Source organism: Desulfosporosinus sp. FKA, assembly GCF_002196785.1.
GTDB classification, from domain to species: Bacteria; Bacillota; Desulfitobacteriia; order Desulfitobacteriales; family Desulfitobacteriaceae; genus Desulfosporosinus; species Desulfosporosinus acididurans.
Window position 1 is genome coordinate 192,434 of sequence record NZ_NAHZ01000030.1, and the last position, 11,734, is coordinate 204,167.

Consider the following 11,734-nt stretch of genomic DNA (forward strand, 5'->3'; position numbering starts at 1 on the left):
CGGTGCTTCAGATACAATAATGTCCAGTGGACATTATTGCCGAGCCGCCTTTCTCAATAGGAATACTTTGCGGCGAAGGCGCACGCTACCCTAGTTGAAGTTAACGAGAGACTCATTTAGCCCTTGAAAATGTGGTTGAGCTGATAAAATTAGCAGGGACGTGACTAACGATAATAGCTTGTACCGGGGTGATGCAAGGTGTTATCGTTATTTTTTTGTACCTGGCAAAAAAGCCTTTTCATTTTTTTAAAAAGGAGTATAATACATTTCAACAGTTAGATAATTATCTAAATATCTAAATGTTTATCTGATTTAAGACTTCTACTTTTGTAAGTGGGAGCGGTTTCAAAGCTTTAGCAGAACGAGTTCACTGAAGGAGCGTGATGGAATGCTTAACCTTCCCTTTAAAGCACTGGCAGATCCCACAAGGCGGAAAATAATTTTGCTGCTCAAAGAACATGATATGACTGCCGGTGAAATCGCGGACCAATTTAAGATGACGAAACCCAGCATTTCACATCATCTTAGTACGTTAAAACAGGCCCAGTTGGTAACGGATGAACGAAAGGGGCAAAACATTTACTATTCGTTAAATACGACAGTCTTTCAAGAAGTTGTTAATTGGTTTTTTAATGCCAGTCATGTCAATGAAGGAGGAAACAGCGATGAAGAATGTTAGCAGTTTGTTAAAGAAAGATTGGCCGATCCTGATCCTGATTGTTTTGGGCTTTGCTATCGGTATTTATTTCTATCCATCCCTTCCGAACAGAGTTCCAATTCACTGGAATGCGCAAGGCCAGGTTAATGGTTATGGCAGCAAGTTGTTTGGGGCTTTTGGAATGCCTGTAATTAGTTTAGCGTTGTATATTATGTTTGTGGCTTTGCCTTTTATCGACCCTAAACGGAAAAACTATCGTGCCTTTGAATCGACCTATCAGTTTCTCAAATATTTGGTTGTTATTTTTTCCTTGGGGATGCATTTAATAACCTTATTAATTGCCTCAGGCAGGGTTGTGAATCAACCGGCTTTAATCGAGATTATGGTTTCCCTGCTCTTTATCTTAATAGGGAATGTTATGGGCAGATTCAAGCATAATTATTTTGTAGGTATTAGAACTCCTTGGACTCTCGCCAGCGAAGAAGTATGGCGAAAAACACATAGGTTAGCAGCTCCGTTATGGGTTTTGGGCGGAATTCTGAACATTCTTTTGGCTCTTGGTGGGATAACTTTCAATGGGCTTAGTTTTATTCTTGTTATGGCTATTATTGCATTAGTACCCATTGGATACTCTTATTTAGTCTTTCATAGGTTAGGCATTCATAGCTAAAATAGTTGATCCAATCGTAAGGTTTTTGCTCCCACAAATGGTGATTATTTCCACACCTTGCTTCGGTAGGGGGAGAGTCCCCCACCGAAGCCCCGATGTTCGGCTTTAGCTGAACGGGTTCACTGAGACATTGAACTTTGGGCAGCTTAGATACAATAAGTACTGGAAAAAATCGAACGATTCCTATGGCTCTTATAGGATTGTTCGAAATACATATTGACCTGCTGCAATAATTTTAGTAGAATAACCTTTGTAAATAACTAAATATGTTCATATAGTCGCAGAGATAAGGTCTGCAAGTTTCTACCGGACTGCCGTAAATGGTCCGACTATGAGCGAAGCACCTAGTAAACGGATGCTAACATGAAAGTTAGCTGTTTATCTATGGCGGGATTAAACACGTGCCTTCATTATTAATGTCGTATTGATATCGTATTGGATGAAGGGCAAGTGGTATTAGTTGTTGGCTTTAAGCTCAGGCGGGCGAGGTTTCTCTCAGTGAATTTGAGTTGAAATCGCTCACCTGAGTTTTGTTTTGCAAATTGTTAGCTGGTAAATGATCGAGAGGGGACTGACAAGGTGTTTACAGTACTTGATATGGCACAGCCAGATAAATTAGAGGAAGCCTTTGAGATTCTTACGAAGAGAAAAAATAATACGATTCTTGGCGGTTGTGCTTTTTTAAAGATGAGTAAAAAGCGGATTGGAACCGGTATCGATCTTTCAAGACTGAACCTTGATTATATAAGGGAAGACAATGGGTTTATTGTAATCGGAGCTATGGCGGCTCTCAGAGATCTGGAAACAAATGCCCTTTTAAGAGACGCCTTTGGCGGCATTCTTTCTCAATCGGTAAGGAATATAATCGGCGTACAGTTCAGAAATGGTGTTACGGTGGGGGCTTCGGTCTATTCGAGATACGGTTTCTCCGACCTTCTTACAGCCTTGTTAGTCTTGGACACCGAGGTCGAATTATATAATGGCGGCAGAATGCCCCTGCAAGATTTTTTACAAAAGCCTTATGAAAAAGATATTTTAGTTCAACTCAGAATCAAGAAAAACCAAAGATCAGCCGCTTTTTCCAGTTTCAGAAAATCAGCCAGTGATTTTGCAGTTTTGAATGTGGCCGTTTCAAATCTTGATAAGCAATGGACCATTGCAGTTGGGGCAAGACCGGGAAGAGCAGTGATTGCAGAAACTGCTTCGAGAGCTTTAAGCCAAGGACATTTAAGCGCTGAGGAAATCGAAGCGGCCGCCAAAATCGCTGCAGATGAGTTATCCTTTGGAACCAATACCCGAGGAACAGCCGGTTATCGTAAAGCTCTTTGCCAAGTGTTGGTTAAACGAGAGATTATGGAGGTTTTACAATGCAAATCGAATTAATCGTTAATGATAAATTGGTAACTTGGGATATCGAAAAAGACGAGTTTTTAGCGGATACTCTTCGCGCTCACGGGTATCTTAGTGTCAAGAAAGCTTGTGATACAAGCTGCTGCGGCTTATGTACGGTCTGGATGGACGGCAAACCGGTTTTATCTTGTTCTATTTTAGCAATGCGGGCGCATGGTAAAAAGATCACAACTATTGAGGGAGTTTCTCAGGCTGCAGAGGAGTTTGCCCATATACTCACCGCTGAGGGAGCAGAACAATGCGGATTTTGCAGTCCCGGGTTTATTATGAATGTTCTGGCCATGAAAAATGAGTTGGACAACCCTACGGAAGATGAAATTATTCACTATTTGACCGGAAACTTATGCCGCTGTACCGGCTATATGGGGCAGCTTCGAGCAGTCAAAACCTATTTGGGGGTGGCTTAAGTGGAAGCAGTAAATTTGAGGAACGTTGGCCACAGTATTCCGAAAATTGACGGCTTGTCAATAGCTACGGGTAAACCTGCTTATACAGAGGATCTAGCTATGCCCCATGCTCTGGTCCTGAAAATTCTTAGGAGTCCTCATGCTTTTGCTAAAATTATAAGTATTGATACGTCGAAAGCAGAAAGGGTCGAGGGCGTAGAGTGTATTCTTACCTATAAAGATGTACCTAAGGTGCGCTTCACTTTAGCCGGACAATCCTACCCTGAACCTTCACCCTATGACCGCATGATTCTGGAGAATGTTGTTCGTTATGTCGGCGATGAAGTGGCCATTATTGCTGCAGTGGATGAAAAAACGGCTCTGAAAGCAATGAAGCTGATCAACGTTGAGTATGACGTACTGGAGCCGGTTTTGGATTTTGAGAAGGCCATAGGTCATCCTTCAGTGGTTCACTTCGAAGAGGATTTAACCTGTAATTTTGATATTGGATTGCATAAAGAACAGAATATTGTTTCTTCCCATGAACAAGCCGTGGGAGATGTCGAAAAAGTCCTCAAAGACTGTGAGTTCGTTGTTGAAGACGTTTATTATCCTCAGGCCCAGGCCCATGCCATGATGGAAACCTATCGTTCCTTTACCTATCAGGATCATATGGGAAGGTTAGTGGTGGTCAGCTCCACCCAGGTTCCCTTTCATATTAAGAGACAATTGGCCCGAGCCCTGCAGATCCCGGCAACTAAGATTCGGGTAATTAAGCCGAGAATCGGAGGCGGGTTCGGGGGCAAGCAGACAGGAGCCGGAGATGTCTTTGCCGCTTTGGTTACTTTAAGAACGGGCAAACCGGCCATGATTATCTATGATCGTCAGGAAACCTTTAGCTGTACCACCAGCCGTCATGCCATGAGAATTAAAGTGAGACTGGGAGCGGATGCTGATGGGTTTATTCGAGCAATTGATCTTGAAGTTCTATCGGATACAGGAGCTTATGGAGAACATGCGTCTACCGTCTTAAGCTGTGTGGGGGAATATACGCTGCCGCTGTACAATAAAACGAAAGCTGTTCGGATTCGGGGAAACGCGGTCTATACCAATAAAATGCCTGCCGGAGCTTTCCGGGGATATGGTGCTACTCAGGGAACCTTCGCTTTAGAATCAGCGGTTAATAAGCTTGCGGAACGTTTAGCCATTGACCCGACAGAGGTTCGCCTGAAGAATATCAGCCAAAAGGGTGAGACCTTTCTGACTGGTCATGGGGTTCAGCTTGGCAGCACAGCCTTAGATCGCTGCATTAAAAAGGGGCGGGAGATGATCGGCTGGAAGGAAAAATTTCCGCGTCAGACGTTGAGCGGAACAAAGGTCAGGGGAGTAGGTATGGCTATTACAATGCAGGGTTCAGGAATAGCCAATATCGGCACGGCTTCTGCTGAGATACGCTTAACTGATGATGGAAACTTCGCCCTGCTTATTGGGGCAACGGATATGGGAACCGGCTGCGATACGATCCTGAGTCAAATAGCAGCTGAAGTTTTAGAAGTCCCACTGGACAAGATTTACGTCAGTGCAGGGGATACGGACACTTCTCCTTTTGATCCCGGTTCCTATGCCTCAAGCACAACCTATTTAGCCGGCACTGCGGTCATTAAAGCTGCGGAAGAGTTAAAAGGTAAAATCTTAGACCAAGGCGCTAAGTTCTTGGGAGTTTCTAAAGAGAATGTTATATTTGAAGAACTTTCCGTGCGCAGGATTGACGGAGAAGGAGAGATCAGTCTTGCTAAAATTGCCGAACAAACGATTTTAGGGATGGGAAATCTTCAGTTGGCGGCAATGGCAACCCATGGCAGTCAAATTTCTCCGCCTCCTTATGTGGCAGGATTTGCAGAAGTGGAAGTGGATGTGGAAACAGGCAAAGTTGATTTAATCGACTATGTTGCCGTTGTGGATTGCGGGACGATGATTAATCCTAACTTGGCTCGAATTCAAGCTGAGGGAGGAATTGTCCAAGGAATAGGTATGGCTCTTTTCGAAGAAGTTCGATATAGTAACTTGGGCAAAATGGAGACGAATACCTTTATGCAATATAAGATTCCCTGCCGCCAAGACGTTGGAAATGTTCGCATTGCCTTTGAAGAAAGTTATGAACCGTCAGGTCCCTTCGGAGCAAAGTCTATTGGCGAGGTTGTAGCCAATACTCCGCCTCCGGCGATTGTCAATGCAGTATATAATGCAGTTGGAGTTCAAGTTCATCATTTACCTGTTACTGCAGAGAAGGTTTTTTTAGAAATGTTGAAACAGCAGTAAGGGGAATTAGGTCTGAAACACTTTGCTTCGACAGCAAATGACACTATAATTTGCTGTCGGCAAAGGCACTCGGGTAGAGCTAATGCGTTCATTCCAGAAGAATGGTATAATAAGTTAACGAAGGACCCACCCCCACTTATAGAAGTGGGGGCCTTAAAAACCGGATAAAGGGATTGATGGCAGGGGAGGTGCGAGAGTGAAATGGATCATAAATCGGGGAAAGAACAATGTGCCACCAAAACTGTGACTCTGCCGCGCTTAAATCGCTTGAGCCCCTCCTTGGAGAGTACGGCGTTAAAGATTATGGAGGAATCTGGAGAACTTGCCCAAGCAATTGGTAAATTCAGAGGACTAAGCGGCGAACGACAACGTCTCGAAGAAGAGGAAGCCATGCAAAGAGTAGCTAGCGAGTTGGTCGATGTGGCACAGACTGCTGTTACCATGATGTTTGTTCTTGAGGAACAATATGGAATAGATTTGGAGACTATTTTGCAAGAGCATATTATGAAGCTGCGGCATAAGGGTTATTGTGATTAGCGAGAAGTTTTGGGGAGCATATTCCTCAGGCTCTCTCGCTTATTTTTCGACGTATAGCGATTATTGGAGATAAAAGAAAGTTTCTGACGATTAACGGGATTGGTCTGAGATCCTCCTAATTTATATATTTTTGGCGTTATATTTTGGACAAATTACTTAATTAATTTAATTTAATATATTATAATAAAAGAGCAGGTGACAGAAAATAGTTTTACTTTTTGTAAAAAGGGAGTAGGGTAATGACTGAATTGCGTTATAATCCATTGTTAGGGGATTGGACAATGGTAGCGTCAAACAGACAAAACAGGCCGAACATGCCGAAAGGTGAATGCCCCTTTTGTCCGGGGTCAGGTAAAGTTCCGGAACACTATGATGTTTTGAAATATGATAATGATTTTCCGGCGTTAATGGCAAACCCTCCGGAGCCGGATCCGGTAGCGGCTTCCCTCTTTCGGACCCAAAAAGCCTTGGGAAAATGTGAGGTAATTCTCTATTCGCCTAATCATACAACGACATTGCCTGAGCTTTCATTGGAACATATCGAAAAGTTGATTGATTTATGGACAGAGCGATTTATAGCCTTAAGCCAAGAAGCAAACCATCAATATATTATGATCTTTGAAAACCGGGGTGAGGAATGTGGTGTGACGATGCCTCACCCGCATGGACAGATCTATGCTTATTCATGGATTCCACTTAAGATTCGAACGGAATTGGAAAACTGTCGCAGCTATCATACTGCGAAGGGATCATGTTTGATTTGCGATCTGAATAACGCTGAATTAGATTTCAAAAAGCGTGTTATCTATGAAAATGAGCATTTCCTCGCCTATATTCCCTTCTTTACCGACTATCCCTACGGTTTATTTATTGTCAGCAAAAACCATAAAACTGCTTTGAGTGATTTTTCCCGAGGGGAAAAGCGAAGTCTGGCCGAGATCTTAAAATATATGACCGGGGCTATGGATACATTGTTCAATCGCCTATTCCCATATATGATGGTTATTCATCAGCGTCCTGTACATGATTACGCTGCTCGGGAATTTTATCACTTTCATATTGAGTTTTATACACCCTTGAGAGATGCGGGAAAACTAAAATATTATGCCTCCTCGGAAATGGGGGCTTGGGCTCCGGCGAATCCTCAAGCTGTTGAGGAAACGTCAGAACATTTGCGGCAGGCCTTTCAAAAGTATCTGCAAAAAGAAGGATGTGCCGGCAAATGCACTTAAATATCTTACGCAAGAACTTTTGTCACCAGTTTGGCATTGATAGTCATGATTGCCGGATTTTCTTTGCACCGGGCCGAGTGAACCTGATCGGAGAACACACGGATTTTACGGGCGGTTATGTCTTGCCTGCTGCTTTGACCTCTGGTACTTGGGCGGTAGTACGGCACAGACAAGATGGGATGTTTCGTTTGGCCTCAACGAGCTTTCCGGAAAAGGTTGAATTCAATGTCGGCGAGATTATTAATCGGCAAGATAGCTGGGCAAACTATCCCAAAGGTGTTTTGGCAGAATTCAAGAAATTAGGGATCAAATTGTCTGGCTGCGATATTTTATTTGCAGGAAATATTCCTAAAGGAGCCGGATTATCCTCCTCGGCATCCCTTGAAATGGCGACGGCCATAGCGGTAAAAGCTGTTGAAGGCTTGGAATGTGCTTTAATTGGATTGACTCAACTGGCACAACGTGCCGAAAATCAATTCGTGGGCGTAAATTGCGGCATTATGGATCAGTTTGCTTCGGGCATGGGGAAAGCCGGACAGGCTATTCTCTTAAAATGCGATACCCTTGATTATCGATATGTTCCCTTGTCCTTAGGAGATTATCAGTTGGTGATTACGAATTCCAAGAAACAACGCAGCCTGACCGAATCGAACTATAATCAAAGAAGGCTGGAATGTGAGGAAGGAGTTAAGAAACTTCAAATGCTTCTTCCTGAATTTAGTTCCTTAGGGGATCTGACACCGGAACAATGGAAAGCTGTTCGGGAAGAAATAGAATCTTTCAAAGTTAGAAAACGTCTGGAACATATTGTCCGAGAAAATGCTAGAACGATAGCTTCCGCCCAAGCTCTGCAAATGGGGGATCTCACAGAATTCGGCAAGCTCATGATTCAATCTCATGTATCGCTGCGGGATTTTTTTGAAGTGACGGGAGCGGAATTGGACGCTCTCTTTGAAGAAGCAAGAAAAGTTCCGGGGTGTATCGGGACGAGAATGACAGGGGCTGGCTTTGGCGGGTGTACTGTAAGCTTGGTTCATCAGGGAGCTGTTAAGAATTTCAAAGTTCAGGTTACCAAGAACTATAGCGCCAGAACAGGTTTGATACCGGAGTTTTATGTCTGCGATTGTGGTGATGGCGCACGGGAACTTTAAAGGAGGTTGAAAGATGTCGATATTAGTAACCGGCGGGGCCGGCTATATTGGAAGCCATACCGTTGTTGAATTTTTGGCAAAAGGTGAAGAGGTCATTGTCCTCGATAATCTTCAGAAGGGACACCGTGAGGCTGTCATGACCGGAAAGTTTTATGAAGGGGACATTCGCGATCAGCAACTCCTTGATCGGGTATTTTCTGAGAATAAGGTTGAGGCTGTCATTCACTTTGCGGCTGATTCCTTAGTTGGGGAAAGTGTTCAAGATCCCCTAAAATATTATGATAATAATGTGATTACTGCTCAAAACCTTTTGGCAGGAATGGTTAAACACGGAGTTAAAAGGATTGTCTTTTCTTCTACTGCGGCTGCCTATGGAGAACCGGAATCGATCCCTATTCGCGAAACAGACCGCAAAGAACCCACCAATCCCTACGGTGAGACCAAACTAGCTATTGAAAAGATGTTGAAATGGTGTGACCAAGCCTATGGGGTTAAGTTTGTCGCCTTGAGATATTTTAATGCTGCGGGCGCGCATCTCGACGGGCATATTGGTGAAGATCATCAACCGGAAAGTCATTTGATCCCGATCATTTTACAAGTGGCTCTAGGCCAGCGAGAACAACTGGCTGTTTTTGGCGATGATTATCCTACAGCCGATGGGACCTGTATCCGCGATTATATCCATGTTTCTGACCTGGCCAATGCTCACTGGTTAGCGCTGCAAAAGCTCAGACAAACTGACGAGAGCGCTATTTATAATTTAGGCAATGGAGAGGGCTTTTCTGTCAAGCAAGTCGTTGAAAAAGCCCGAGAAGTAACGGGACATCCGATTCCCCTAAAAATCGCACCGCGGCGGGCAGGAGATCCTGCCGTACTCATTGCCTCTTCAAAAATGGCTCAAAAAGAGCTGGAATGGAAACCGCAATTTAACAGTCTGGAACAGATTTTGCAAACGGCTTGGAAGTGGCATAAAAATCATCCGCAGGGGTATGGAAAATGAAAAGGGTTGCCCGGAAGTTGGCAAAAATCCGCACTCTTATGTCGGCAATGAACTTAGAGGGAGTTCTTCTTCGTCAGCGCCGAAGCTTTTCCTGGCTGACAAATGGGAAAAGAAATTTCATTGTTACCTCTATGGAACTTGGTGTAGCCGATGTCCTGATATTTAAAGATACGGTTTATTGTCTAACTACTAAGATGGAGCACGCTCGTTTGCTGGAAGAAGAATTAGCCGAGTTCCCTTGGGAGTGGATCACTTCGGAGTGGTATGAGGGAACGGAAGAGACGATCGGCAAGTTGTGTAAGGGAAAGACCATAGGTATGGATGTTCCTGCTGAATCTTTAGCTAATATCCAGGGGCGGAATATCGCCAGGGAACTAGCTGAACTGAGCTTTGCTTTAGAGTCAGATGAGATCGAGCGTTACCGTTGGTTATCTCTGAGAGTTGCTAAAGCGCTGGAAGAAACTTGTCGGGAGATCATGCCGGGTATGACTGAATTTGAAATTCAATCATCTCTTATTGCTAAAGTTGCCGGCCAGGGCATACAGACTCCCGTTTTGCTAGTGGCTACTGATCAGCGTATCTTTTCCTATCGTCATCCCCTTCCAACAGAGAAGAGGCTGGAACGATATGCCATGCTCGTCCTTTGTGGAGAAAAATGGGGCTTAGTTGCCAATGCAACTCGCTTTGTTCATTTTGGAGCTCTGGGGCAAGACTTGCAGAAGACAAGAAAAGTCTTAGCTGAAATTGATCTGGCCTTTAATCTGGCAACGCGGCCGGGAGTGATGATCAGAGAAGTATTCCGACAGGGTATTGAAGCCTATGGACAATGGGGTTATGCGGACGATTGGCGTTATCTTCATCAAGGCGGGCCAACGGGATATGCTTCTCGGGAGTTTTTAGCAAACTTAGAGTCTCCGGGGGTCGTACAATGTTATCAAGCATTTGCCTGGAATCCATCGTTAAAGGGTTTGAAGTCCGAAGATACTCTTCTGGTTACTGAACATGGGAACGAGTTTTTAACTCATACAGGAACATGGAATTATCTCCAGATTAAAAAAAACGGAAAATTATATGAACGGCCGGATATCCTCATTCGCTAGAAAACAGATTGAGAAAAGGAGGGGAGGATAAAGTGAGTAAATCAATTCCTGTGGGAAGTTTTCAAGGAATGAAGTCCTTAAATAAATCAACGATTCTCAATGTTGTCAGGCAGTATGGCCCCATCTCTCGCGCCAGAATTGCCAAGCTGACAAAGTTAACCCCCCCGACAGTGACCAATCTCGTGAGTGAGTTAATTGAGTCTAAGCTCGTTATTGAAGGGACTCTTGGTGAATCTACGGGAGGACGGAAACCTATTTTGCTCAGGATAAACTCCTCTGCCTTTTATGTTATAGGAGTTTATGCTGGAGCAAAACGGTTAAAGGCTGTGACAGCAAACCTTGATGGCAATATTATCGGAGAGTTTGAAACAAGGTATGCGGCAAATCAAACTCGAGAACAGTTTCTCCAGACTCTGGAAAAAGCTGTGCAGAATGTTATGGACAATACTCATCAACAGAAAGAATCATTCCTGGGCATCGGGGTTGGCATGCACGGATTGGTTGATCCTGAGCAGGGTCTTTCTTTGTTTGCCCCACATTTGAATTTGCGCGATCTCCCGATTAAATCGTTTTTAGAAAATCGATTTCAGCTGCCGGTGGAAGTGGAAAACGATGTGCGGGCTCAAGCTTTAGGAGAAAGCTGGTTTGGCAAGGGCGTAGGTATTCAGAATTTTATTTGTGTGCATATTGGAACCGGAGTTGGAGCAGGTATCATTATTGATAATAAACTTTATCGTGGCTCCTCCTTTACAGCTGGAGAAATTGGACATACCACTATTGACAGCAACGGCCCGAAATGCAGCTGCGGAAATTATGGTTGTTTAGAAACTTTGGTTGGGGGTGCTGCTTTGGCCCGTAGAGCTCAGCAAGCTATTCGTTTAGGGAAAGAGTCAATTCTGGAAGAGTGGGTTCAGGGGGATTTGGATGAAATAAGTGCTGAAATGCTCTGTAAGGCGGCTCAAAATGGGGACTTTGTAGCTGCGGAAGTACTGGGGGATACAGGACGTTATTTGGGTATTGGGCTTGCCAATCTTATTAATATATTGAATCCTGCGCTGATCATTTTGAGCGGAGGAGTATCCAGAGCGGAACATTATCTGCTTAATCCTTTGATTGATACTCTTGAAAAAAGAGCTTTGACCAAACCAGCGAATACCGTGAAGATTGCCATCTCAGAGTTAGGGAAAAACTCGATTCCGATAGGGGCTTTCACCCTGGTTTTATATAAACTGTTTACGCCTACAGGTCTGGGAGAATCAATATCGGTTTGA

Annotated in this window: 11 protein-coding genes and 1 riboswitch; all 11 genes read left to right on the forward strand. The window is 44.0% G+C overall.

Going from position 1 to position 11,734, the window contains the following annotated elements; translation table 11 throughout:
- Window positions 1–388: 388 nt before the first annotated feature.
- The 11 genes from B5771_RS14765 (at window position 389) to B5771_RS14815 (ending at window position 11,734) form a co-directional block, all read left to right on the forward strand.
- A complete protein-coding gene (locus B5771_RS14765; RefSeq protein ID WP_088188213.1) occupies window positions 389–679 on the forward strand; it encodes an autorepressor SdpR family transcription factor in 291 nt (96 codons plus the stop codon).
- Complete coding sequence (locus B5771_RS14770; RefSeq protein ID WP_047810461.1) at window positions 666–1,328, forward strand: SdpI family protein; 663 nt, start codon at window positions 666–668, stop codon at window positions 1,326–1,328. The genes B5771_RS14765 and B5771_RS14770 overlap by 14 nt, the downstream gene beginning before the upstream one ends.
- 250 nt (window positions 1,329–1,578) lie before the next feature.
- Window positions 1,579–1,680: riboswitch (purine riboswitch) on the forward strand.
- 227 nt (window positions 1,681–1,907) lie between these two features.
- A complete protein-coding gene (locus tag B5771_RS14775) occupies window positions 1,908–2,711 on the forward strand; it encodes an FAD binding domain-containing protein (RefSeq protein ID WP_088188214.1) in 804 nt (267 codons plus the stop codon).
- Entirely contained in the window at window positions 2,696–3,145 is a 450-nt protein-coding gene (locus B5771_RS14780; protein ID WP_088188215.1) for a 2Fe-2S iron-sulfur cluster-binding protein, read from the forward strand. Before B5771_RS14775 ends, B5771_RS14780 begins: the two co-directional genes overlap by 16 nt.
- 15 nt (window positions 3,146–3,160) lie before the next feature.
- A complete protein-coding gene (locus B5771_RS14785) occupies window positions 3,161–5,443 on the forward strand; it encodes a molybdopterin cofactor-binding domain-containing protein (protein ID WP_088188278.1) in 2,283 nt (760 codons plus the stop codon).
- Between the two features lie 201 nt (window positions 5,444–5,644).
- Window positions 5,645–5,980, forward strand: coding sequence for a MazG-like family protein (locus tag B5771_RS14790; RefSeq protein ID WP_047810464.1), 336 nt, complete (start codon window positions 5,645–5,647; stop codon window positions 5,978–5,980).
- 239 nt (window positions 5,981–6,219) lie between these two features.
- Window positions 6,220–7,212 carry a galactose-1-phosphate uridylyltransferase gene (gene galT, locus B5771_RS14795; protein WP_088188216.1) on the forward strand — a complete coding sequence of 331 codons (993 nt, stop codon included), beginning with the start codon at window positions 6,220–6,222 and terminating at the stop codon, window positions 7,210–7,212.
- A complete protein-coding gene (locus B5771_RS14800; RefSeq protein WP_088188217.1) occupies window positions 7,203–8,363 on the forward strand; it encodes a galactokinase in 1,161 nt (386 codons plus the stop codon). The genes galT and B5771_RS14800 overlap by 10 nt, the downstream gene beginning before the upstream one ends.
- A 13-nt stretch (window positions 8,364–8,376) precedes the next feature.
- Window positions 8,377–9,363, forward strand: coding sequence for a UDP-glucose 4-epimerase GalE (galE, locus tag B5771_RS14805; RefSeq protein WP_088188218.1), 987 nt, complete (start codon window positions 8,377–8,379; stop codon window positions 9,361–9,363).
- Window positions 9,360–10,463, forward strand: a complete 1,104-nt coding sequence (locus tag B5771_RS14810) for a M24 family metallopeptidase (protein WP_088188219.1) — start codon at window positions 9,360–9,362, stop codon at window positions 10,461–10,463. The genes galE and B5771_RS14810 overlap by 4 nt, the downstream gene beginning before the upstream one ends.
- A gap of 32 nt (window positions 10,464–10,495) precedes the next feature.
- A complete protein-coding gene (locus B5771_RS14815; protein ID WP_088188220.1) occupies window positions 10,496–11,734 on the forward strand; it encodes an ROK family transcriptional regulator in 1,239 nt (412 codons plus the stop codon).

Excerpts from the sequence above, each read along its gene's own strand:
- B5771_RS14770 (WP_047810461.1), top strand. The coding sequence starts at position 666 with ATGAAGAATGTTAGCAGTTTGTTAAAGAAAGATTGGCCGATCCTGATC.
- B5771_RS14765 (WP_088188213.1), top strand. The coding sequence starts at position 389 with ATGCTTAACCTTCCCTTTAAAGCACTGGCAGATCCCACAAGGCGGAAA.
- galT (WP_088188216.1), top strand. The coding sequence starts at position 6,220 with ATGACTGAATTGCGTTATAATCCATTGTTAGGGGATTGGACAATGGTA.
- B5771_RS14800 (WP_088188217.1), top strand. The coding sequence starts at position 7,203 with ATGCACTTAAATATCTTACGCAAGAACTTTTGTCACCAGTTTGGCATT.
- B5771_RS14780 (WP_088188215.1), top strand. The coding sequence starts at position 2,696 with ATGCAAATCGAATTAATCGTTAATGATAAATTGGTAACTTGGGATATC.
- B5771_RS14790 (WP_047810464.1), top strand. The coding sequence starts at position 5,645 with ATGGATCATAAATCGGGGAAAGAACAATGTGCCACCAAAACTGTGACT.
- galE (WP_088188218.1), top strand. The coding sequence starts at position 8,377 with ATGTCGATATTAGTAACCGGCGGGGCCGGCTATATTGGAAGCCATACC.
- B5771_RS14810 (WP_088188219.1), top strand. The coding sequence starts at position 9,360 with ATGAAAAGGGTTGCCCGGAAGTTGGCAAAAATCCGCACTCTTATGTCG.